This is a genomic window from Streptomyces sp. WAC04114 (genome assembly GCF_019733245.1).
In the GTDB taxonomy this organism is placed as follows: domain Bacteria; phylum Actinomycetota; class Actinomycetes; order Streptomycetales; family Streptomycetaceae; genus Streptomyces; species Streptomyces massasporeus_A.
In genome coordinates this window covers 159,140-181,244 of sequence record NZ_JAIGQA010000001.1, presented here as the reverse complement: position 1 = coordinate 181,244, position 22,105 = coordinate 159,140, and the positions used below count along the sequence as shown (strand labels likewise).

Genomic DNA, 22,105 nt, shown 5'->3' with positions numbered 1-22,105 from the left:
GCGGTACGGAGGGAAAGCACGGCCGTGACAGTGCACGCACTCGTGGTGGGCGCGGGAGGCTTTCCCACACGTGTGCCGACCGAGGAGGAAGAGGCCGCGGGGGTACTCCCGCTCGAACCTCTGCCGAGCGTGGCCGAGGCCGTGGACACCGTCGCCCGCGCGCTGCACCGGGCCGGGCTCGAGGTGACCGGGCCACTGCTCGACCCGACACCCGCCGAGTTCCGCCTGGCGTGGCGGACCGCGCGGGACCGGGCCGGCCAGGACCCGCTCGTGGTGCACTTCAGCGGCCACGCGCAGACCGTCGGGCCGGTGCTGTACCTGGCGATGCGGGACACCACCACCCTCCCCAAAGGCATCCGCAAAACGAGCGTGGACGTCGACGAACTGCTCCGGGACGTCGAACACGAGGACGGCGGGCCGGTCCTGTTCCTGCTCGACGTGTGCGGTGGCGGTACGGCCCTCACCTCACAGCGCATCCAGCGACTGCTCGGGGCGGAGAGCCGCGACGCCTGGGTGATCGCGGCCTGCGCAGCCGGGAACATCACCTACGGAGCGCGCTTCAGCAAGGCGACCGCGACGGTGATCGACCGCATCGCACGCGGCACCCTGGACATCCCTCCCGACCTGGAACACGTCCCCGTGACCCTGCTGGCGGAGGAGGTGGACGCTGAGCTGCGCCGCGCCGACACCGCCGCGGGCCTGCCGAAGCAGCAGGTGGTGTGCACCAAGCACGACGATGCGTCCCCGACACCGGCGCCCTTCCTGCGCAACCCGCACCACGCCGTCGACGCCGCGGAGCAGTACCGGGCCGAAGCGGTCGCCGCCCTGCGGCGCTACGCCGAGCGACTGGATCCCCGGCTGGATCTGCACCACTTCGCCGCCCGGGCCGCCGGCACACCGGACGCGGAGGCGTTCTTCTTCAGCGGGCGCCGCGGCGAGCTCGAGCGCATCGCGGAGTGGCTCGGCGAGCCCCGGGCCCGGGAGCACCGACTGCTGGCCGTCACCGGCAGACCCGGTGCGGGGAAGTCGGCACTCCTCGGGGTGACGGTGTGCACCGTCCATCCCCAGCTGCGTCCCCTGCGCGACCGCCTCGGCCTCAGCGACTTCCGTCCGCCGCCCGACCCCCGGCTGCTCGCCGTGCACGCGCACCGTCTGTCCACCCAGGACGTCGTGGACTCGCTGTACCAACAGGCCCGGGTACTGCGCCTGCCCCGGCAGCAGAGCGGCCGCCCGGGCCGGGCCGGGGCGGTGAAGGCGACCTTCGCCGAACTGACCGCCGCACTGGGCGCGGTGGGCGACGTCACCGTCGTCCTCGACGCGCTCGACGAGGCCGACGACCCCGACGGGCTGCTGCGGCAGGTGCTGCTGCCGCTGACGGGCGAGGGCGGTGATCCGGTGCCGGGGTGCCGGGTGCTGATCGGCACCCGGCTGTGGCCGGACAGCCTCCCCGACCTGCACGCGGCCCTCGCCGGCCACCCGGAACGACACCTCGACCTCGACGCGGAACAGCCCGCGTCGCTGGCAGCGCACCTCGGCACCTATCTGGGCCGCCTGCTGGACACCGACTACTCCACCGACGTGACCGAGATGATCGCGTACCGCCTGTCGGGCTCCGCCGAGCACGGGGCGTTCCTGACCGCGGCCGTGTACGGCGCGCACCTGCGCAGACTCTCCCGGGCGGGCACGATCCTCTCCGGGGCCGAGATCGCCCGGGAACTGCCATGCGATCTGCCGGGGATGCTCGACCTGGACCTGCGCACGCTGACGGCCGAACTCCCCTGGACCGACGCGGTGCTGGTGGCGCTCGCCCGGGCGGCCGGACAGGGCATGCCGTCCGGCCTCCTGCACGAGGTGGCCCTCGCGCTGCGGCCCGAGGTACGCGACGGGCCGCTGCCGCCACGGCTCCGGGACACCGCGGAGGCCCTCACCGGGGCCCGGTTCTATCTGCGCACCACCGTCGACCCCGGTGCCGACCCGGCCGTGGACGACGGCAGGCTCTACAGCTTCTTCCACCGGGCGCCGGCCGAACACCTGGCGGGGCGCACGGACAGCCGTGCCGTGCTGGACGCCCTGCTGTCGGCCGTGCCGGCCGAGAACGGCGTCCGTGACTGGTCCCGGGCGGACCGCTATCTGCGGCGGCACGCGGCCGACCACGCGATGGACGTCGGCCCGGAGCAGCTGGACGCGCTGCTCGAGGACGTGTCGTACCTGCTGCACGCCGACCCGGAGCGGCTGGTACGGCACCTGCACCGGGCCCAGGGGCGCCGGGCCCGGACGCACGCCGACATCTACCGCCAGACCACGGCACACCATCCGCTCCGGCACCTCCCGGCCGTACGGCGGGATCTGCTCGGCCTCGACGCTGCCGTGTGGCGGGACACCGCCCTGTCCGAGGCGCTGGCCTCCTCCCGGCCGGGCCGGGCCCCGGTCTCGGCCCGGCCGGTCTGGGCCGTGAGCCGGACCGCGACCACGGCACGGCTGCAGACCCTCGGCCCACATGCCGGGCCGGTCTTCGAGGTGCGGCTCGCCCGGACGCCGGAGCCCGAGGCGGTGGGGGAGACGCGGAGCCACGGTGAGTGCGTGGTCCTCAGCACCGGGGACACCCACCGCACGCGGCTGTCGGACCCGCTCGGCGGCCGGATTCTGCGCACCCTCGGCGGCCTGTCGGGGCCGGCCCGCACGATCGCGCCGGCGCAACTCGCCGACGGACGCCACGTCCTGCTCACCGGAGGGGAGGACGGCCGGCTGTACGTCCACGACCCGGGCACCGGCGACCTGGTCCGCCGGCAGGCGGCCGGTGTCGGGCCGATCCGGATCCTGGTCACGGTCTCCCTGCCCGAGGGGGGCACCCGGGCCGTTGCCGCCGGGCACGGCCACCAGGTGGTCCTGTGGAACCCGGACGACGACGGAACGCCGACCCGGCTGGACAGCTCCATGGTGCTGCTCTCCGGGCTCGCCGCCGCGCGACTGCCGGACGGCACCCCGGTCGCCGTCGCGGTGGGCGAGGACCGGGGCGCCCGCGTCTGGGACGTGCGGACGGGACAGTGGCTCCGCACCCTCGGCCCGCACGCGGACTTCGTCCGGGCGGTGGCCACGGCGACGCTGGGCGACGGCACCGTCGTCGCGGTCACCGGCTGCTACGACGGCCGGGTGCAGGTGTGGAACGCGGCCGACGGGCGCAGGCTGCACATGCTGACGGGGCACGAGGACCGGGTGACCCGGGTGGTCACGGGCACGGCCGGAGACCGGTGCGTCGCCGTGAGCGGCGACCGTGCGGGACGCGTCCTGGTGTGGGACCTCGCCGAGGGCCGGCGGCTGCAGGAACTGGACTCCGCGGGCCACGGCGTGATCACCTGCCTCGCGCTGGGCGGGGACGGCGAGCGCGGGCGGGTCGTCACGGGCTGCGCCGACGGACGCGTCGCCGTGTGGGAACCGGGCACCGGCCGCCCCACCCACGTCTTCGCCGCCCACCCCGGCGGCGTGCACGGGGTCGACGTCGCGCTGGTCGGCGACCGTCTCGTGGCGGTGAGCGGCGGCGCCGACGGGCACGCCGTCGTCTGGGACGTCACGGACGCCCGCCCCGACGCCCCGGAGACCGGCCACGAGGAGGTCATGGAAGCGGTGGCCGTCGCCGAGCCGGAGGAAGGGCCGGCCCTGTGCGTCGCCGGGGGCGGCGAGCGGGGCGCGGAGGTGCGGGACCTGGTGACGGGCGAGCACCGGCACGCACTGGAGGACTCGGGCCGGCGGTTGCTGGTGCGGGCGCTGGCGACGGCCGAACTGCCGGACGTGGGGCCGGTCGTCATGGCGGGCGGCCGGGACGGTTCCCTGCGGATGTGGGAGCTGACCCGCGGCAGCCTGGTCCGCGCATTCCCCAACTGCACGGAACGCATCAGGACGGTGGCGGTGGGCCGCGCCGGGGACGGCCGCCAGGTCCTGCTCGCCGGCGGGGACACCGGTGTCGTGACGGTGTGGGACCTTGCGTCGGGGGCACGGTTGCGGACCTTCACCGGGCACAGCGGCTGGGTGCTGGCGCTGGCCCTGACCGACGGTGGTCCTGCCCCCGGTGTCGCGATCAGCGGCGACCGCGGGGGCAACCTGCTGGTGTGGGACGTGTCGACCGGGCGTGAGATGGCGGCACCGGTTCGCCGCGGTGGACGGATCGAGTCGGTGGCCACCGCGGTGCTGCCCGGGGAACGGACGGTGGTCCTGTCCGGCGGGGACGGGGGCGAGGTCCGCCTGTGGGACCTCGACCGTCCGGAGGCGGCCGAACCTCTCGCCGGGCTGCGGGGCCGGGTGACCGCGCTGGCCACGGCCCGGCTGCCAGGGGGCCGGGTGCTCGCCGTGGGCGGCGGCGAGGACCGGCGGGTCGTGATCTGGGACCTCGTGAACCGGCGGGAGCCGGCCGCCCCCTACCACCTCCCCGCCGCGGTCTCCTCGATCGCCGCCTGCACGACGGGATTCGTCGTCGCGCACGAGGCGGGGACGGCGAGCTTCAGCTGGTGCCCTGAACTTCTCGCGCCGTTGCCCGGGTGATGCGGCCGTCCCGAAGGATCAAGGGCGCGCCCCAAGACCGGCAAGGGCGCCGCCGACTGCCGTCGAGGGCCGCATTCCCGCATCACGGGCCACCCCCGCGTGAACTCAGCGCAGTACGGCCGTCAGCAGGTCGGTGCCCAGGGCCGACAGCGCGGGCAGATCGAGGGTGTTGCGGACGTACCGGCCGTGCCGCCGGGTCGTGAGCAGGCCCGCGCGGCGCAGCACGGCGAGATGGCGGGAGACCTCCGGGGGCGTGAGCTCCCAGGCGTGGGCCAGCTCGCCGGTGGTGTGGGGACCGCGGGCCAGGGTCCGCAGCAGCCGCAGCCGCACAGGATGGGCGAGCGCCTCCAGCCGCAGCGTCACCGTCTCCAGCGGCACCGGCTCCGGCGGGCCCGGCTCGGCCACCGGGTACTGCACCACCGGCTGCCAGCCGGGCGCGTGGACCGCCACCAGGTGGGGACGGCCGAAGACACTGGGGATGAAGGTGACCCCGGCCGCGTCGGCGGTGGTCGCCTTGTCCTGCAGCTTGTCCACGACGATGACGTCGCCGTCCGGCGCCAGGGTGACCGCCCCGGACACCGAGGCGAGGGCCGCCCCGATGCCCTGACGCCTCAACAGGTCGTTCTTCAGACGCAGATCGGTGGCGATCCGCACCACGACACCCGCCCAGGCGGTGTCGAAGAAGGCTTCGGCGCACCGTTCGAGGGTGTCGCGCACACGCGCCCGCACGGCCTCCGGGTCGGCGAGCAGCCGTTCCGCAAAGGCCTCCTGCCGCGGGCCGCGGGCCTGCGCCAGCTCCAGGGCCCGCTCCCGCGCGGCCGCGTCCCTGAGCGGCGACGGCGCGGCGCGGGGGATCCGGCCGCTGCCGCAGGTCGTGACGAGAGCGGCCGTCACATAGCGGTCGTCGTCGATCCGGTCCACGTCGTCCAGTTCCTCGGCGAGGGTCGGCCGCGGCCGGGCGGGGATCAGGAAGTCGGCCTGCGAGGACCGCCAGAGGAACTCCGCCTCCCTGAGCCGCTCGGCCTGCTCCGGCCGCAGTCCGGCCCAGACGTCCGCGGCCCAGCCGGCGTGCTGCGGATGATGACCGGGCTCGGCCAGCACGTGCAGCATCGCGGTCAGCTCGGCCAGCGGCGAGGCCGCGAACCGCAGCCCCCCGGACGGCAGACCGCCGATGTCGATCCTCAGCGTCATGTCCCCATCATCTCGGGCGGCCCACCGACGCCGGCGTCGCTTGACGGTGTCCGTCAAGCGACGTGCCCGGCCCGGCCGTCGCACCCAGCGTGTGACGCCATGACCACCACCAAGATCCGGCCCCGTGCCCTCGTGCGCGCCTCCGGAGGCCCCCGCTACGCCGTCGCCCTGGCCGTGGACGCCCTCGGCACCGGCCTGCTGCGGCCCTTCCTGCTGCTCTACGGCGTGCTGGTGCTGCGACTGTCAGCACCGGTCACCGGCGTCGCCATGACGGCCGGCATCGTCGTGGGCCTGGTGTGCATGCCCGCGGTGGGCCGCTGGCTGGACCGGGGCGCCCGCAGCACGGTCGTGGCCGCGTCGATGCTGGTGCGCGTGCTGGGTGTCGCGCTGCTCCTGGTCACCCCGGCGGGGCAGGTCTGGCCGTTCGCGACGGCGGCGCTCTTCCTCGGCGTCGGCAACCAGGCCTGGCCCGCCGCCCACGCGGCTCTCGTGGCCACGGTCTCCCACGGCAGACAACGCGACGCCGCTCTCGCGGCGGGCCGCGCCCTGCGCAACGCCGGGCTGGGCGTGGGCGCGCTCATCGCCACCGTGTCGCTGGCGGGCGGCGCCACCGCGCTGCGGGCACTCGCGGCCGGCACGGGCCTCGCGTACCTCGCCGCGGCGGCCCTCGCCTGGTCGGTCCGCCTCCACGCGCACCCCGCCGCCACGCCGGACAGGGACGCGGACCGGGACGGCGGGCCCGCACCGCGGATGCGCACCCTGCTCGCCGCCAACATCGTCTACGTCTTCTGCCTCAACGTCCCCGAGATCGCGCTCCCGCTGATCCTGGTGACGCAGCTGGACGCGTCCCCGGTCTGGTCGGCGGCCGTCTTCGTGACCAACACGGTGCTGGTGGTCACCCTGCAGGTGCCGGTCACCGTCCTGATGTCCCGCTACTCCCGGCGGGCCGTGCTGGCGCTGGCCGGAGTGATACTCGGCGTGTCCTACGCCGGCTTCCTCGCGGCCACCTCACTGGGGCCCGGACCGGGCGCCCCCGCCGTCGCCGCGGTGTCCGTGGTCTGCACCCTCGGCGAGATCGTCTACGCCGGCAGCGCCACCGCGCTCGTCACCCACCTCGCCCCCGCCCACGCCCTGGGACGCACCCTCGCCCGCTTCGAGCTCTCCACGGGCTTCGGCCTCGCCGTCTCCCCGACGGTCATCACCGCCCTCGCCCCCCACGGCCCGACGGCCCTCTGGGGCAGCCTCGCGACCGCGACATTCCTGTCCGCCTCGGCCGTGGCCACGGCTCCGGCCCCAGATTTTTCGCCGCCAGGACGCGAGGTGTAACGCGGCGGCACTCGCAAGGCGCTGCAGGGGGCAGAAAAGGCCGGCCGAAATCGAATCCCGCTCCCGATGTCTTTCATGTGGGCGACCGGTCGGCAAAGTGAAACGTCAGAGGGGATTTCTTGTGAACGGCACCGATCCGGCCTCCGCATACCAGCCCTACGACCAGCCGCCGCCCGACCGCACCGCCCGAAACCACGACACCGCACGTCGGGTGGCCCTCACGATCTGCACGATCGCCGACGTCGCGGCCGGTCTGCTGGGCCTGTGGATCGTGCTCCACCTGCTCGACGCCAACCAGGGGAATCCGTTCGTCGAGTTCGTGCACGGAACGGCGGACTGGCTTTCGGGGTGGGCGCAGGACATTTTCACGATGGACACGGAAGGGCTGCGCGTCGTCCTCAATTATGGACTTCCCGCCGTCATCTATTTGCTGATCGGTCGCGGAATCGCCGCCCGCCTCAACAGGGCCTGACGGACGCGTCCACGGCCCGCGCCCGTCGTTCGCCCCTCGGTCGCGGGCCATGCGGCGCAAAGCACACCACAATGGCGGGCTACCGGCCGTATTAGTGCTCCGCGGCGGGGTAGACGACGTCCGAAAGGCCACCGAGCAACACGAACAACAACGAAAGAGCCCCATATGGTCATCCCGCTTATGAAGCAGGCGGATGTGCCGGGCACGGGCGAGCAGGCCCCGCTGCGCTGCGCCGCGGTCTGGGACGACGGCGCAGCGTGCGCCGTCGAGGCGCGCCGGGCGCTGCACGCGTTCCTGGCGCACGCACCGTGTACCGGCCGCCCGCCCGTGCCGGCCCCGCTGGCGATCGACGCCGAACTGGTCGTCAGTGAACTGGTCACCAACGCGATCCGGCACGCCCCCGGCCCCTGCGGGATGGTCCTGCGGCTCACCGGCGACGAACTCGCCATCACGGTATGGGACACCTCCACCGAGCAGCCGGTGGTCATGAAGCGCGACGGGCAGCGCTTCGGCGGCCACGGCATGCACGTCGTGCACACGGTCAGCAGCGAGGTCACCGTCAGGCCCCTGGGCCGCGGCAAGCAGATCACCGCCTACCTGCGACCGGCCCCGGTCGGTGGCCCCGACTCCATAGGCGCGGCCGGCCCGGCCGCCTGACGCCCACTACGAGCCCCGGCCGGGTCACCACCCGGTGAGCAGCAGATGGTTGAGGAGCAGCGCGAGCACCGCCTGGGCGGTGAGCCAGGAGCGGGGCCGGGTGAGGAACGCGCAGGCCGGGAGCAGCCACAGGGCGAAGGGGAGCCAGATGCGTTCGGTCTCCGCCTTGCTCATGCCGGACAGATCGGCGACGAGCAGGGCCAGGAGCGCGGCGGACACGAGGAACGCGAGGCGGACGCACGCCCGGGGCGCGGTGCGGCGCCGGACCAGGACGGCCCCCGTCCGCCGCAGCCCCGCCGCCGTCGCCACTCCCGTGATGAGCACCGTGCAGGCCAGATTGGCCCACACCCAGTAGCCGTAGGGGCGGATGCCGCCCGCGCCCTGGGCATAGCGCGTGACCAGCAGGTGGTAGGCCTCCCACCAGTCGAAGCCCGCGAGCGTGAACACCGCGGGGACCACGGCCAGTCCGGCGAGCAGCGGCACCACCAGGGCCGGGCGTTCCCGGACCCCGTGCCGGCCGAGCACCAGGACCGCTGCCGCGATCAGTGCGACGAGGGTCAGGCCGTACGACAGATAGCAGGTCAGGCCGAACAGCAGCCCGGACGCGCCCGCCCACCCCGGGGATCTCCGGGTCACCGCCAGAGCGAGCAGGGCCACCGCCCACGCCGCCACCGCCGCGAAGTACGCGTCCGCCGAGGTGCCCATCCACACGGCCGCGGGGGCCAGGACCAGGAAGGGGGCCGCCCGGCGGGCCAGTGCCTCGTCGCAGAGGGCGCGAATCGTGACCAGCACGGCCACGCACGCCGTCGCGCCGACGACGATGCACCACACCCCGGCCCAGCCCCCGCCCCGCAGCCCGATCCGGTCGAGCAGTACGAAGGTGAGCGTGGCGGCGGGCGGGTGCCCGGCGATGTGGGCGGGCCAGTTGTCGGGCGAGTCGAGCAGGATGTGCCCGGTGAAGTCCCGCAGCGCCGCCGGGATGTCGTGGAAGCGGTCGATGACCTGGAGGTACTCGTAGCGGGTGGTGAGCCTGCGGGCGATGCCCCGGTCCCAGCCGTCGATCAGCGCGAGGGAGAGGATCCAGGCCGTCGAGGCGCCCCAGGTCACCGGCAGCAGGGCCCGCCAGGGCAGGCGGGCCGCGAGGGCGGGACCGTAGGCCACGACGGCGACCGCCACCAGCACGGCCGCAGGGGCGGCGGGGCCCACGTGCGGCCCCCAGGAGGCGAGCAGCGGGGGCCAGTCGACGAACAGCGTCCCGCGGGTGTCCTCGATGTGGCGGCCGGCCACCACGGCCACCGTCACGAGCACCGCGGCGGCCCCGGCGGCGTACAGGTCATGGCGCAGACGGCCGGGAGGCTCGGACTCGCGGGTCCGGGCGGGGGAGGGCAGGGTGCGGATCACACCGGCACGCTAGGCCGCGCGACCGCTCACGGACCGCCGACCGGGCCCGATGTCAGCGTTTCGTCATGGGTCGCGCACCCATTCGCGGGGCTCTCGCGGCCTACCGTCGGCTCATGCGAGACGATCCACGCGATCCACGGCTTCCCACGTCCCCCGGCTTCTGGCGCAGCCCTCTGCGCGGCCCCCGGTTCACCTCGGTGCTGGGCGTCGTCCTCCTGGCAGGCATCACGGTGCTGTTCGTGACGGGACTTCTCTCGTACGCCGCCTACAACCCGAACCTCTCGCCGGTCAACGACAAGACCCCGGACAAGGGGATCCTCGGCTTCTACCTCTTCGCCTGGCCGACGAACCCGCACTGGCTGTACCGGCTGAACCAGGGCGTCCACGTCACTCTCGGCATCACCCTGATCCCCGTCCTGCTCGCCAAGCTGTGGTCCGTCGTGCCGAGGCTGTTCACCCTGCCACCGGCCCGCTCGCTCGCGCACGCCCTGGAGCGGGTCTCCCTGCTGCTGCTGGTCGGCGGCGGACTGTTCGAGTTCGTCACCGGCGTCCTCAACGTCCAGCTCGACTACGTCTTCCCCGGCTCGTTCTACCCCCTGCACTTCTACGGCGCCTGGGTGTTCTTCGCCGCCTTCGTGGCCCACGCCCTGCTCAAGGCGCCCACGGCACTGCGCAATCTGCGGGGGCTGCGGGAGGAGAAGAACGACCTGGTCTCCCCGCGCCCCACCGAGCCGACCGTCTCCCGGCGGGGCGCCCTGTGGTTCGTCGGGGGCGGCTCGCTGCTGCTGTTCGTCACGACTGTGGGGCAGAACTTCGGCGGCCCGCTGCGGCGCACCGCCCTCCTCGCCCCGCACGGCGGCGACGAACCCGGCAGCGGCCCGAACGGCTTCCAGATCAACAAGACCGCCGCGTACGCCGGGATCGACACGGCGGAAACGGCCGAGGACGCCTGGCGGCTCGTCGTGACGGGGCGCACGGGCACGATCCGTCTCAGCCGCGCCCAGCTCGCCGAGATGCCCCTGTACAGCTCGGCGCTGCCCATCGCTTGCGTGGAGGGCTGGTCCACGCCGGACCAGTGGTGGCGCGGGGTGCGGTTGCGCGACCTCGCGGCCCTCGTCGGGTACGAGGACGACCCGCCGGACGTGTTCGTCGAGTCCCTCCAGCGCCACGGCGCCTTCCGGAAGGCCGCCTTGCGCGCCAACCAGGTGGCCGACCCGCGTTCCCTGCTCGCCCTGTACGTCAACGGCGAGGAACTGTCCCCCGACCACGGCCACCCGGCCCGGATCATCGTGCCCGCGGCCCCCGGTGTGCTGAACACCAAGTGGGTGGCCCGGATGACGTTCGGAGACCTGTGATGCGAGGACGCCTCGTCGTCGGCAGCCCCCTGCAAATCCTGCTGCTGACCTGCTCGTTCGTCCTCGCGGTCTACGCGGGGGTACGCCTGCTCGCCGGCGACTGGCTCGGCGTGGCGCTGTGGGTCGTCGGCGCCGCGCTGCTGCACGATCTGGTGCTGCTGCCGCTGTACGCGGCGGCGGACCGAGCGGTCGTACGGGGGCTCGGCCGGGTCCGCCGCCGGGAGTGGACGATGTACGTGCGGGTGCCGGCGGCCCTCTCCGGGCTGCTGCTCCTCGTGTGGTTCCCGCTGATCACCGGCATGGTGGAGGAGCGCTACCGGTCCGGGACCGGCCTGCCGCCGGAGGTGTTTCTCACGCGCTGGCTGCTGATCACGGCGGTTCTCTTCGCAGGCTCGGCGCTGCTGCTGGTGCTGCGGCTGCGCAGCGCGGCGAAGCGCCGTCCGCCGGCCGTCCACTGACCGTCCCACTCCCAGTGGCCCCGCGCGTACCGGAGCAGCGCGCGGGTGCCGAGCCGGGCCCAGGGGAAGGGATCACCGGTGGTGGTGCGGGCGTCGGTGATGTGGACGCGCACCCGTTCGTCGACGTCCGCGTGGGCGGTCTCGGCGATCAGCAGACCGCCGGGGCGCAGGAGCCCGGCGACCCGCTCCAGCAGGGCGCTCGGGTCGCCCCCGATGCCGATGTTGCCGTCCATGAGCAGAACGGTGTCCCAGCGGCCCTCGCCGGGCAGGTGCTCGAACACCGACCGCCGCAGCGCCTGGCCGCCGAGCCGGACGGTGTGCTCCACCGCGGCCTCGCTGACGTCGATCCCGAGGGCGGCCCGCCCCCGGGCGGCCAGTTCCGCGACGAGCCTCCCGGGCCCGCAGCCCACGTCCAGCACAGCCCCCTCGCACCGGTCGAGTACGTCCCGGTCGACCGGGTCGGCCCGGGCGCACCAGCGCTCCACCTCCAGCGGCAGCAGCCAGCCGTCGGTGCGCCGCAGGAACAGGGGACCGCGGCCGGCGCGCAGAGCGGCGTCGTAGGGGTCGGCCGCCGCCCAGGGCAGGGCGGTGGCGGGCGGGGCGCTCATCGAGGACCGACCGGACGCGACACCGGCTCGGCGTCCGTTCCCGCGGCCGGCGAACAGCGGGCCAGCCGGGCCGCGAAGCGCCCTCGCGGGGCGAGCGCGGCGACCGCGTGGGCGTCGGGGGCGGTGTCCACGTCCCGCAGCGTCGGCAGGTCGCGCACCCGCAGCCCGGCGGCGACCAGCCGCTCCCGTTGCACGGCGCCCGTCACCGGCGTCGACATGGGCACACCCCGCAGCAGTGCGGGGTCCGGGCAGGCCAGGCCGAGGGCCCAGAAGCCGCCGTCCTCCGCCGGGCCGAACCACGCGTCGCAGCCGGTGAAGTCGACGGTGAGCAGGTCGGGGGTCACCTGCGGGGTGTCCATGCCGATGAGCAGGGCCGGACCGGCGCAGTGCGCGAAGGCGTGCGCCAGCCGCTCGTCCAGACCGCCCGCGCACTGCGCCACGACGTCGAAGCCGGGCGGCAGCCAGGGGCCGGGGGCGCCGTCGAGCACGAGGACGCGCCGGGCGGCGGGCGTGGCGGCCACGGCGTGGAGCGTGTCCGCGAGGGCCGCTTCCGCCAGTTCGGCCGCCTGACCGGGCGTGAAGGGAGGCGTGAGGCGGGTCTTCACCCGGCCCGGCCGCGGCTCCTTGGCGATGACGAGGAGCGTGGTCAACGGACGGTTCCTCCTTGGTGCGCGGTCGTTTCCCCTTCGCGCGCGGGCGTTTCCGCCAGCACACGGCTCATGTCCCGAACGGCCTGCCAGGTGCCGCGCCACGTGCCCGTCACCTTCGAGGCGCCGGTGCGCGGCAGATACGGCACGTCGTGCTCGGCGATCCGCCAGCCCGCGTCGGCCGCGCGGACGACCATCTGGAGCGGATAGCCACTGCGCCGGTCGCTGAGACCGAGGCCGAGCAGCGGCTCGCGGCGGGCGGCGCGCAGGGGACCGAGGTCGTGCAGACGCAGTCCGGTGCGGCGGCGCAGCATCCGCGCGAGCGCGAGATTCCCGGCCCGGGCATGCGGCGGCCACGCGCCCCGCCCCTGCGGACGCCGCCGCCCGAGCACCAGGTCGGCCGCGCCCTCGCGCACCTCGCGCACGAAGGGGACCAGCAGCCCCGGGTCGAGGGAGGCGTCGCAGTCGCAGAAGCACACCACCTCGGCGGTGGCCGCCGTCAGCCCGGCGTGGCAGGCGGCGCCGAAGCCCCGCCTCGGCTCGCGCACCACGGTCGCGCCCCACGCGCGGGCGACCCCGGCCGAACCATCCGTGGAACCGTTGTCGACGACGAGTGCGCGCCAGCCCGGCGGAATCCGCTCGAGCACCCAGGGAAGGGCCTCGGCCTCGTTCAGGCAGGGCAGCACCACGTCGACGTCAGAGGGTGTCGTCGTCACGGGTTCACCCTACGAACGCGAACCGGTCAAATCGGACTACCGCTCCTTACGAAACGCGGACGTCGGAGGCCGCAGCGGCGCCCGAGCCCCCGCCGGTGGCGACGTGGTGCCAGGCTGGGGGCATGCACCGACAGCCGTACGAGCCGCCCGGGACCGCGGACGGATCCCGCAGGATCCTGGTCGTCGACGACGATCCGACCGTCGCCGAGGTCGTCGCCGGGTATCTGGACCGCGCCGGTTACGCCGTGGACCGCGCCGACGACGGCCCGACCGCCCTCGCCCGCGCCGCCGCCCACCGGCCGGACCTGGTCGTGCTCGACCTGATGCTGCCCGGCATGGACGGCCTGGAGGTGTGCCGGCGGATCCGCGGCCGCGGCCCCGTGCCCGTCATCATGCTGACCGCCCGAGGCGACGAGGACGACCGCATCCTGGGCCTGGAGGTCGGCGCCGACGACTACGTCACCAAGCCCTTCAGCCCCCGCGAACTCGTCCTGCGCGTCGAGTCGGTGCTGCGCCGCAGCCGCCCCGCCGCCACGGGCAGCAGCTTGGGAGCAGCCGGTCTGACGATCGAACCGGCGGCCCGCAGAGCGACCAAGAACGGCAGCGAACTCGCCCTCACCCTCCGGGAGTTCGACCTGCTCTCCTTCTTCATGCGGCACCCGGGGCGGGCCTTCGGGCGCGAGGACCTGATGCGTGAGGTCTGGGGATGGGACTTCGGTGACCTGTCGACCGTCACGGTCCACGTCCGCCGCCTGCGCGGCAAGGTCGAGGACGACCCCGCCCGGCCCCGCCTCATCCAGACCGTCTGGGGCGTGGGCTACCGCTTCGAACCCGGTGCACTCGGTGAGCCCGGTGAAGGGGACGACTGACCGTGCGCGACAACCTCCTCATCGCCCTGTACGCCTTCGCCGGTGCCGCCGCGGCGGGACTGGCCGGAGCGGGTGCGCTGCGCCTGCTCCGCCGCCGCTCGCTGACCGTCTCGCTCGCGGTGGTGGCGGCGGTCGGCGTCGTCGCGATGCTCGCGGGCACGCTCATCGTCGCCTGGGCGATGTTCCTGTCGCCGCACGACCTGACCGTCGTCACGACCGTCGTCGCCATGGCGGCCGTCGTCTCCCTGGCCACGGCGCTGCTGCTGGGCCGCTGGGTCGTGGCCCGCAGCCGTGAACTCGCCGCGGCCGCGCGCTCCTTCGGCGACGGCGGGAACTTCGCCGCGCCCGGGGGCCCGGCCACGGCCGAACTCGCCGCGGTGAGCCGCGAGCTGGCCGCCACCAGCGCCAGGCTCGCCGAGTCCCGGGAACGGGAACGCGCCCTGGAGACCTCCCGTCGTGAACTCGTCGCCTGGATCTCCCACGACCTGCGGACCCCGCTGGCCGGTCTGCGCGCCATGTCGGAGGCTCTGGAGGACGGCGTCGCCGCCGACCCGGACCGCTATCTCCGGCAGATGCGGACCGAGGTCGAACGCCTCAACGACATGGTCGGCGACCTCTTCGAACTCTCCCGCATCCACGCCGGGGCCCTGGCCCTGACGCCCACCCGGATCTCCCTGTACGACCTCGTCGGCGACGCCCTCGCCGGAGTCGACCCGCTGGCCCGCGAGCACGGGGTACGGCTGGTGGGCGGCCGCATCGAGCCGGTGCCGGTGGAGGTGGACGGCAAGGAGATGAGCCGGGTGCTGGGCAACCTGCTGGTCAACGCGATCCGCCGGACCCCGGCCGACGGCACGGTCGCGATCGCCGCCGAGCGTTCTCCCGAGGGTGTCGTGCTGTCGGTGTCGGACGGCTGCGGTGGCATCCCCGAGGAGGATCTGCCCCGCGTCTTCGACACCGGCTGGCGCGGCACGCACGCCCGGACGCCCCCGGCGGGCGCGGGCCTGGGCCTCGCCATCGTCCGCGGCATCGTGGAGGCCCACCAGGGCCGAACCGGCGTCCGCAACATCCCCGGGGGCTGCCGCTTCGAGGTGGTACTACCGGCGGCGGCGTCGGTGAAGTCGAGCTGACCCCGAGCCGCATCGCTCGCCGGCATCCCGACGCCGGCGAGCGATGCGTTGCGGCATCGGGCGGGAGTCCTGCTTGCGTGCGGGTGCCGCGGCTTCGCGACGGAACGTCCGTCGCGTGCCGATGCCTGGGATCGCTGCTGCTTCGCGGCGGACCCGTTGGCGTGCGCTGACGCCGTCGGCGCTGCTGCTTCGTGGCGGACCTGTTGGTGTGCGCTGACGCCCGCAGGCGCTTCGGCCGCGCGGCGGAACATCCGCCGCGTGCCTGCGCCCGGGGCCCTGCCTGCGAGCGCTGTTGCGCGGCGGTCGACGCGGTCCGACCGGCTACGCGCCCCGCATCCCCGCCCGTGCGAACTCCGTCATGCCCTCCTCGAAGCCGGACTCCGGCTTCCACCCCAGGTCCGCCCGCAGTCGCGATGAGTCCGCGGTGATGTGCCGTACGTCTCCGAGCCGGTACTCGCCCGTGACGACCGGCTGGGGTCCGCCGTACGCGGCGGCCAGGGCCCGTGCCATCTCGCCGACGGTGTGAGGGTCTCCGCTGCCCGCGTTGTACGCGGTGAGCGCACCCGGCGCGGCCGGAGCCTCCAGCGCCACGGCGTTCGCCGCCGCGACGTCCCGGACGTGCACGAAGTCCCTGCGCTGCCGCCCGTCCTCGAACACCCGCGGGGCTTCGCCCCGGGCGAGCGCCGAGCGGAAGAAGGAGGCGACACCGGCGTAGGGGGTGTCCCGGGGCATGCCGGGTCCGTACACGTTGTGGTAGCGCAGCGACACCGCCGACCCGCCGGTGCAGCGGGCCCAGGAGGCGGCCAGATGCTCCTGGGCGAGCTTGGTCGTCGCGTACACGTTCCGCGGATCGGCCGGGGCGTCCTCACGGACCAGCCCGGGGGCGAGGTCCTCCCCGCACACCGGGCACGCGGGCTCGAACCGGCCCGCGTCGAGATCGGCCACCGCCCGCGGCCCGGGCCTCACCACCCCGTGCCGCGCACACGCGTACCGCCCCTCGCCGTAGACGACCATCGACCCGGCGAGCACGAGGGTCCGCACACCCGCCTCCGCCATGGCCGCGAGCAGCACGGCCGTCCCCAGGTCGTTGTGCGAGACGTAGTCCGCCGCGTCGGCGACCCCGTCGCCGAGTCCGACCTTCGCGGCCTGGTGGCACACCGCGTCCACACCGGCCAGTGCGCGGCGCACCGCCGTGGCGTCCCGCACGTCGGACGCGGAATCCTCCCGTACGTCGAACACGACCGCCTCGTGCCCCCGCTCCCGCAGGGTGGCGACCACATGGGACCCGATGAACCCGGCACCGCCGGTGACCAGTACGCGCATACGGGCACGCTAGGCGCCCACCACCGCCGTCTCACGGGAACGCGGCCGTACGTCATGACTCCGTAAGGCGGGCACGGGTGCGCCGAACCACAACAATCCGGGCCCGCCGCGAGACCCTGCACCCATGACAGCTCCCTCCGCACCCGATGCGGCCCCCCGCTACGACGACCTGAGCGCCCTCTACATCAACTGCACCCTCAAACCGTCCCCGCAGCGCAGCCACACCCAGGGCCTGATCGACAAGAGCCGGTCGATCATGGAGAGCGCCGGGGTGACCACGGACCTGATCCGCGCCGTCGACCACGACATCGCACCCGGCGTCTACCCGGACATGACAGAACACGGCTTCGCCACGGACGACTGGCCGGCGCTGTACGAGAAGGTCATGGCGGCCGACATCCTGGTCCTGGCCGGCCCCATCTGGCTGGGCGACAACAGCTCCGTCACCAAGCGGGTCATCGAGCGCCTCTACGCCTGCTCCTCGCTGCTCAACTCCCAGGGCCAGTACGCCTACTACGGCCGAGTCGGCGGCTGCCTCATCACCGGCAACGAGGACGGCATCAAGCACTGCGCGATGAACGTCCTCTACAGCCTCCAGCACCTCGGCTACACGATCCCGCCCCAGGCGGACGCCGGCTGGATCGGCGCGGCCGGCCCCGGGCCGTCGTACCTGGACCCGGACTCCGGCGGCCCGGAGAACGACTTCACCAACCGCAACACCAGCTTCATGACCTGGAACCTCATGCACATCGCGGCCCTGCTGAAGCGCGCCGGAGGGGTCCCCGCCTATGGCAACCAGCGCTCGCAGTGGGACGCCGGCTGCCGCCCCGGTGCGGACAACCCCGAGCACCGCTGACGGGCGGGGCGGCGCGGGGGTGCCAGTTCTTACGCGACGGTGACGCGAGACCGGAACCGGTGGTCGCCCCTTGTCCCAGCGGTCACGGTGTTCCCACCCGACACAGGAACGGAAGGGTCACCATGAACCAGGGACACAGGCGCAACCGGAAGCGGCGCAACGCGATCGTCCTGGTCGCCGGACTGGCCGCGGGCGGGGTCGGACTCGCGCTGGTCACCATGCAGGCCAACGCGACCGACACCCCCCGCGCCACCCCCCGCGCGGCCTCGCCCCTGTCCTGCCCCTCGGTGGCGGACCGCCTGCCGGACGTGCCCCGGCAGGCGCGTGCGGAGGTCGACCGCAATCTGCGACTGCTGGAGTCCCAGATCACCGAGGCGGGCGACCGGCTGGCCGCAACGCGCGGCCAGGGCGGTCCGGACTTCGTGCAGAACGCGATCCTCGGCCCCCTGAAGGACAAGCGGGCCGCCACCGTCGACCGCATCGCCATCGCGATCAGCCGCACGGGCGCACCCCGCCCGCAGGGTCTGAACGGCCTGGCCGCATGCACGCTGGCCGGCTCCGGACAGGGGCAGCGGGGTCAAGGACAGCAAGGTCAGCCAGGGCAGCAGGGCCAAGAGCAGCAGGGTGCGAGCCCGTCCCCGCCCGCCGGCAACGGTCCGGTGCCCGAGGACTTCGTGGACATCACCAAGGTCGCCCCCAATGTGCCCACCCGGCCCCGCGACAGCCGCACCGCCTCCAAGGGCGCCTTCAAGACCCGCTGCGGTGTCAACGCGGAAGGCCGGCACAACTCCGACAACGTGATCGTCGCACCGGGAGTGGGCAACGGGGCCCACCACACCCACGACTACGTCGGAGCCATAGGCGTCGACGCCTTCACGACCGACGACACCCTGGCCGCGGCGGAAACCACGTGCGACAAGGGCGACCGGTCGACCTACTACTGGCCGGTGCTGCGCGACCGCAGCGGAACCGAGGAGGCGGACGCGGACAAGCCCGGCGGCGGAGCCGAGGGCAACATCGGCAAGATCCTCACCCCCACGTCCGCGAGCCTCACCTTCGTCGGCAGCCCCCGCGGCAAGGTGGTGGCCATGCCGCGCTTCCTGCGCATCATCACCGGTGACGCCAAGGCCAACGCGAACGGCGGTGCCAACGCCAACGCGGCCTGGTCCTGCACCGGCTTCGAGAACCGAGTCCAGCTCAAGGACAAGTACCCGATCTGCCCGGCCGGCAGCGAGCTGGTCCGCACCGAGAGGTTCCAGAGCTGCTGGGACGGCAGGAACACCGACAGTGCCAACCACCGCAGCCATGTCGCCTTCACCGACGCCCGCGGCAACTGCCCGGCCGGCTTCAAGGCGATCCCGCAGCTCGTGCAGCGCCTCACCTACGGCGGCCTGGCCGGCAGCACCGCCTTCGCCGTGGACAGCTTCCCCGAGTCGCTGCACAAGCCCGTCACCGACCACGGCGACTTCATCAACGCCATGCCCGAGCGGCTGATGAAGAAGGCGGTCGCATGCATCAACTCCGGCCGCCGCTGCGGCTGAGCCGACCGGCGCCCGCTGTCACAGCCGCTTCTCGAACCAGTGGTGGGCGTACGGCTCGTCGTTGAAGGCGGGGACTTCGGTGTACCCGCTGTCGCGGTAGAGACGGGTGGCCGCCGTCAGCGCCCTGTTGGTGTCGAGCCGCACCCGGTCGCTGCCGTGCCGGGCGGCGCGGGTCTCGAGTTCGGCCAGCAGCCGTCGGGCCAGGCCGAGACCCCTGGAGCGCGGGGAGACCCACAGCCGCTTGATCTCGGCCGGGGCCCCGGCCGGCAGTTTGAGACCGGCGCAGCCCACCGGCTCGCCGTGCAGCCGGGCGACGAGGAACAGCCCGCGCGGCGCCCGCAGTTCGCCCGGGTCGGGCAGCAGGCTGTTCGCGGGGTCGAAGCCACCGTCGAAGAGTTCCCGCAGTTCGGCGGCGTAGGACCGCAGGCAGTGCGCGGAGTCCGGGTGATCGGGGTCGAGTTCTTCCAGGTGGACCATCGACGCGGTCAGCAGTCGCTCGACCTCCGCCATCGCGGAGGTCAGCCGCTCCCGTTGCCGGGCGTCGAGAGGGTCGAGGAGGGAGGCGGCGAGTGCGTCGCTGCGGTCGTCGAGCAGCGCACGCTCCTGCCGCCCGGCCTCGGTCAGCCGCACGGTGCGGACCCGCCGGTCGTCGGGGTGGGGTGCGACGGTGACGAGGCCGTCCCGCTCGAGCGCCCGCAGCAGCCGGCTCACATAGCCCGAGTCGAGACCGAGCCGCTCCCGGACGCCGCGGACGTCGTGCGTGCCGCCGTCACCGATCTGCCAGAGCAGCCGCGCCTGGCCGTAGGGGCGCGCACCGCCCAGATAGTGGTCGTGCAGCACCCCCACCCGCTCGGCAACCGTCCGGTTGAAGCGTCGTACCTGTTCCACCTGCCCCTTCGCCATTCTCTGACTCTAGTCAGGTAATGGCACGGGGGTAAAGGGCGCAGGTCTCAGGCCTCGGCGGGCGCGAACTCGGTCTCCTTCGCCGTGATGATCCGGGCGCCCATGTTGCGCTCCATCATCTCCAGCGCCGCGGACGCCAGGTGGGGATGGATGGAGGCGACGGCGTCCCTCGGTACCGTCACCTCCAGATGGCGGATGTGCGCGTCCAGGGCGGAGTAGAGGACGCACTGCTCGGTGACCTGGCCGGTCATCACCACGTGCCCGACGCCCAGGCTCCACAGCAGGTAGGACAGGGGCGTCTCGAAGAACACCGAGTGGCGGGCCTTCATGACGAAGAGCGACCGGTCGTCGGGCCGGATCGGCTCGATGAGGTGGGCGTGCCGGTGGGACAGGGCCGCGTCCAGCAGCTCCCCGTGGTGCGAGCGCCACAATCCGAAGTTGTCGTTCACATAGATCACCGGGACGTCCGCCTCCCGGGCCCGGCCCAGCAGCTCGGTCAGGACCGGCACGACCTGCTCCACGGACGGCACGAGGAGCTCGGCGTCCTCGTGCTCGTACGTGTTGATCATGTCGATCACGATGAGAGCCGACCGCCTCGGGTCTGCGCCTCGTTCCATGCCCTGCGCCCTTCCGTCCGGTGCTGTCGTTTCAGGGGGTGCGGGGGCGTTCTGGTCGCGGAGGAAGTCGCAGCATCGGATCTCCCGTGTGATGCGTGTGGTGCGGGTTCCGGGAACGTACAGCTGAGTACCCGGCGCCGCGGCGGGCCTAACAACCTGCGCGGATGTCGTCAGTCGGTGATGAAGACGACGCACGGACTCGCGCCCCGCGTCGGCCCGAACCCGTCAAGTCGCGGACAGAACCTGTCCGCAAGCCCCGCTACCGTGCATCGCATGACGAACACCAAGCGGAGCGTCACCGGCACGGCACCCCTGCTCGGCACGCGTGCCCTCAACCGCGCGACCCTCGACCGGCAGCTGCTCCTGCGCCCCGCCCCGCTCTCCGTCACGGCGGCCGTCGAGCACCTGCTCGGGCTCCAGGCGCAGAACGTCAAGCCGCCGTACTACGCCCTCGCCGCCCGGCTCGACGGGTTCACCCCCGAGGCGCTGTCGCAACCGATGGCGGACCGCGAGGTCGTTCGAATCGTCACGATGCGCTCCACCATCCACACCCACACCGCGGACGACTGCCTCACCCTGCGGCCGCTGGTGCAGCCCGCCCGGGACCGGGAGCTGGTCACCTTCCGCGCCGGACTCGCCGGCGTCGACCTGGACCGGCTCACCGGTCTCGCCCGCGACCTCGTCGAGGCCGAGCCCCGCACCATGAAGCAACTGCGCGAGGCCCTGCTCCGGGAGTGGCCGGACGCCGATCCGCAGGCCCTGGCCGTCGCGGCCCGCTGCCGCCTCCCGCTCGTGCAGGTGACGCCGCGCGGCCTGTGGGGGCAGAGCGGGCAGGTCAGTCTCACCACCGCCGAGCACTGGCTCGGCCGTCCCGCGCAGCCGGCCCCCACCCCCGACGCCGTCGTGCTGCGCTACCTCGCCGCCTTCGGCCCGGCCTCCGTGAAGGACATGCAGGCCTGGGCCGGCATGACCCGCCTGCGCGACGCCTTCGAGCGCCTCCGGCCGCGGCTCCTGACCTTCCGGGACGAAGCCGGCGTCGAACTCTTCGACCTCCCCGACGCTCCCCGCCCCGGCCCGGACACCCCGGCACCGCCGCGCTTCCTCCCCGAGTTCGACAACCTGCTGCTCTCGCACGCCGACCGCACCCGCGTCGTCCCGCCCGAGCACCGGGGCCGCTCCTGGAAGGGGAACATGGCCTACCGCACGCTCCTCGTCGACGGCTTCCTCGCGGGGCTGTGGCGACTGGAGGAGGACGCGCTCGTGATCGAACCCTTCGACCGCCTCACCCGGAGCCAGAGGGACGACGTCACCGCCGAGGGGGAACGGATGCTGCGCGTCATGCACCCGGAGTCGTCGTACGACATCCGGTTCGGAGCCGTACGGACCTAGAAGGCCACGGACCCGGTAGGCCGCTCCACGCATGGAGAGGGGGCGTTGCGGGCCGCTCGTGGAGGCCCGCAACGCCCCCTGGTCTTTCACCTGAGGGTTACTCAGGAGCTAGTGTC

At 73.7% G+C, this 22,105-nt stretch carries 18 protein-coding genes; 10 read left to right on the top strand and 8 right to left on the bottom strand.

All coding sequences use genetic code 11. The annotated features are described in order from the left end of the window. Positions 1-24 precede the first annotated feature (24 nt). Positions 25-4,533, top strand: coding sequence for a hypothetical protein (locus tag K4G64_RS00805; protein WP_221754062.1), 4,509 nt, complete (start codon positions 25-27; stop codon positions 4,531-4,533). Positions 4,534-4,638: 105 nt separating this feature from the next. On the opposite strand, the gene K4G64_RS00800 is transcribed toward K4G64_RS00805, so the two are convergent. Next, positions 4,639-5,724, bottom strand: a complete 1,086-nt coding sequence (locus K4G64_RS00800) for a helix-turn-helix domain-containing protein (RefSeq protein WP_221754061.1) — start codon at positions 5,722-5,724, stop codon at positions 4,639-4,641. Positions 5,725-5,823: 99 nt separating this feature from the next. Between K4G64_RS00800 and K4G64_RS00795 the strand changes: the two genes are divergently transcribed. The 3 genes from K4G64_RS00795 to K4G64_RS00785 all read left to right on the top strand — a co-directional run bounded on the left by K4G64_RS00795 (position 5,824) and on the right by K4G64_RS00785 (position 8,179). After that, positions 5,824-7,050, top strand: coding sequence for an MFS transporter (locus K4G64_RS00795; protein WP_221754060.1), 1,227 nt, complete (start codon positions 5,824-5,826; stop codon positions 7,048-7,050). Positions 7,051-7,171: 121 nt separating this feature from the next. Beyond that, positions 7,172-7,522 carry a hypothetical protein gene (locus tag K4G64_RS00790; protein ID WP_221754059.1) on the top strand — a complete coding sequence of 117 codons (351 nt, stop codon included), beginning with the start codon at positions 7,172-7,174 and terminating at the stop codon, positions 7,520-7,522. A gap of 165 nt (positions 7,523-7,687) precedes the next feature. Beyond that, positions 7,688-8,179, top strand: a complete 492-nt coding sequence (locus K4G64_RS00785; RefSeq protein WP_221754058.1) for an ATP-binding protein — start codon at positions 7,688-7,690, stop codon at positions 8,177-8,179. A 24-nt stretch (positions 8,180-8,203) separates the two neighbouring features. Here K4G64_RS00785 and K4G64_RS00780 read toward each other — a convergent pair whose 3' ends face one another. Continuing rightward, the gene (locus K4G64_RS00780) at positions 8,204-9,577 is read right to left on the bottom strand and encodes a hypothetical protein (RefSeq protein WP_374206338.1); all 1,374 of its coding nucleotides are present in this window, start codon (positions 9,575-9,577) and stop codon (positions 8,204-8,206) included. A gap of 116 nt (positions 9,578-9,693) precedes the next feature. Between K4G64_RS00780 and K4G64_RS00775 the strand changes: the two genes are divergently transcribed. After that, positions 9,694-10,935 (top strand): molybdopterin-dependent oxidoreductase, encoded by a 1,242-nt coding sequence (locus K4G64_RS00775; protein ID WP_221754057.1) that lies wholly within the window; start codon positions 9,694-9,696, stop codon positions 10,933-10,935. A gap of 313 nt (positions 10,936-11,248) precedes the next feature. On the opposite strand, the gene K4G64_RS00770 is transcribed toward K4G64_RS00775, so the two are convergent. The 3 genes from K4G64_RS00770 to K4G64_RS00760 are packed head-to-tail and all read right to left on the bottom strand — an operon-like array spanning position 11,249 to position 13,364. Next, on the bottom strand, positions 11,249-12,001 hold the full coding sequence (locus tag K4G64_RS00770; protein ID WP_221754056.1) for a bifunctional 2-polyprenyl-6-hydroxyphenol methylase/3-demethylubiquinol 3-O-methyltransferase UbiG: 753 nt from the start codon (positions 11,999-12,001) through the stop codon (positions 11,249-11,251). Beyond that, a complete protein-coding gene (locus tag K4G64_RS00765; protein WP_221754055.1) occupies positions 11,998-12,651 on the bottom strand; it encodes a DUF2064 domain-containing protein in 654 nt (217 codons plus the stop codon). The genes K4G64_RS00770 and K4G64_RS00765 overlap by 4 nt, the downstream gene beginning before the upstream one ends. Beyond that, positions 12,648-13,364, bottom strand: coding sequence for a glycosyltransferase family 2 protein (locus K4G64_RS00760; protein ID WP_308122170.1), 717 nt, complete (start codon positions 13,362-13,364; stop codon positions 12,648-12,650). The genes K4G64_RS00765 and K4G64_RS00760 overlap by 4 nt, the downstream gene beginning before the upstream one ends. A 122-nt stretch (positions 13,365-13,486) precedes the next feature. On the opposite strand from K4G64_RS00760, the gene K4G64_RS00755 reads away from it, so the two are divergent. Together K4G64_RS00755 and K4G64_RS00750 are read left to right on the top strand one after the other, a co-directional pair. Continuing rightward, positions 13,487-14,233, top strand: coding sequence for a response regulator transcription factor (locus K4G64_RS00755; protein ID WP_221754054.1), 747 nt, complete (start codon positions 13,487-13,489; stop codon positions 14,231-14,233). 2 nt (positions 14,234-14,235) lie between these two features. Then, positions 14,236-15,360, top strand: a complete 1,125-nt coding sequence (locus tag K4G64_RS00750) for a sensor histidine kinase KdpD (protein ID WP_221754053.1) — start codon at positions 14,236-14,238, stop codon at positions 15,358-15,360. A 321-nt stretch (positions 15,361-15,681) separates the two neighbouring features. On the opposite strand, the gene K4G64_RS00745 is transcribed toward K4G64_RS00750, so the two are convergent. Then, a complete protein-coding gene (locus K4G64_RS00745; protein WP_221754052.1) occupies positions 15,682-16,683 on the bottom strand; it encodes an NAD(P)-dependent oxidoreductase in 1,002 nt (333 codons plus the stop codon). Between the two features lie 124 nt (positions 16,684-16,807). Between K4G64_RS00745 and K4G64_RS00740 the strand changes: the two genes are divergently transcribed. Together K4G64_RS00740 and K4G64_RS00735 are read left to right on the top strand one after the other, a co-directional pair. After that, positions 16,808-17,539 carry a flavodoxin family protein gene (locus K4G64_RS00740; protein ID WP_221754051.1) on the top strand — a complete coding sequence of 244 codons (732 nt, stop codon included), beginning with the start codon at positions 16,808-16,810 and terminating at the stop codon, positions 17,537-17,539. 122 nt (positions 17,540-17,661) lie between these two features. Continuing rightward, positions 17,662-19,080: a DUF1996 domain-containing protein gene (locus K4G64_RS00735; protein WP_221754050.1), complete on the top strand. Its 1,419-nt coding sequence runs from the start codon at positions 17,662-17,664 to the stop codon at positions 19,078-19,080. A gap of 18 nt (positions 19,081-19,098) precedes the next feature. Here the strand turns inward: K4G64_RS00735 and K4G64_RS00730 are convergent, their stop codons facing one another. Then, positions 19,099-19,983 carry a helix-turn-helix domain-containing GNAT family N-acetyltransferase gene (locus K4G64_RS00730; RefSeq protein WP_221754049.1) on the bottom strand — a complete coding sequence of 295 codons (885 nt, stop codon included), beginning with the start codon at positions 19,981-19,983 and terminating at the stop codon, positions 19,099-19,101. Between the two features lie 47 nt (positions 19,984-20,030). Continuing rightward, on the bottom strand, positions 20,031-20,600 hold the full coding sequence (locus K4G64_RS00725) for a cysteine hydrolase family protein (protein WP_221754048.1): 570 nt from the start codon (positions 20,598-20,600) through the stop codon (positions 20,031-20,033). A 273-nt stretch (positions 20,601-20,873) separates the two neighbouring features. Here K4G64_RS00725 and K4G64_RS00720 point away from each other — a divergent pair, with 273 nt between their 5' ends. Continuing rightward, positions 20,874-21,989: a winged helix DNA-binding domain-containing protein gene (locus K4G64_RS00720; RefSeq protein ID WP_221754047.1), complete on the top strand. Its 1,116-nt coding sequence runs from the start codon at positions 20,874-20,876 to the stop codon at positions 21,987-21,989. The last annotated feature ends 116 nt before the right edge of the window (positions 21,990-22,105 follow it).

Bases quoted from the DNA above. Each gene is read 5' to 3' on its own strand.
- K4G64_RS00800 (WP_221754061.1), bottom strand. From the start codon at position 5,724: ATGACGCTGAGGATCGACATCGGCGGTCTGCCGTCCGGGGGGCTGCGG.
- K4G64_RS00795 (WP_221754060.1), top strand. From the start codon at position 5,824: ATGACCACCACCAAGATCCGGCCCCGTGCCCTCGTGCGCGCCTCCGGA.
- K4G64_RS00785 (WP_221754058.1), top strand. From the start codon at position 7,688: ATGGTCATCCCGCTTATGAAGCAGGCGGATGTGCCGGGCACGGGCGAG.
- K4G64_RS00775 (WP_221754057.1), top strand. From the start codon at position 9,694: ATGCGAGACGATCCACGCGATCCACGGCTTCCCACGTCCCCCGGCTTC.
- K4G64_RS00770 (WP_221754056.1), bottom strand. From the start codon at position 12,001: ATGAGCGCCCCGCCCGCCACCGCCCTGCCCTGGGCGGCGGCCGACCCC.
- K4G64_RS00755 (WP_221754054.1), top strand. From the start codon at position 13,487: ATGCACCGACAGCCGTACGAGCCGCCCGGGACCGCGGACGGATCCCGC.
- K4G64_RS00745 (WP_221754052.1), bottom strand. From the start codon at position 16,683: ATGCGCGTACTGGTCACCGGCGGTGCCGGGTTCATCGGGTCCCATGTG.
- K4G64_RS00740 (WP_221754051.1), top strand. From the start codon at position 16,808: ATGACAGCTCCCTCCGCACCCGATGCGGCCCCCCGCTACGACGACCTG.
- K4G64_RS00735 (WP_221754050.1), top strand. From the start codon at position 17,662: ATGAACCAGGGACACAGGCGCAACCGGAAGCGGCGCAACGCGATCGTC.
- K4G64_RS00730 (WP_221754049.1), bottom strand. From the start codon at position 19,983: ATGGCGAAGGGGCAGGTGGAACAGGTACGACGCTTCAACCGGACGGTT.
- K4G64_RS00725 (WP_221754048.1), bottom strand. From the start codon at position 20,600: ATGGAACGAGGCGCAGACCCGAGGCGGTCGGCTCTCATCGTGATCGAC.
- K4G64_RS00720 (WP_221754047.1), top strand. From the start codon at position 20,874: ATGACGAACACCAAGCGGAGCGTCACCGGCACGGCACCCCTGCTCGGC.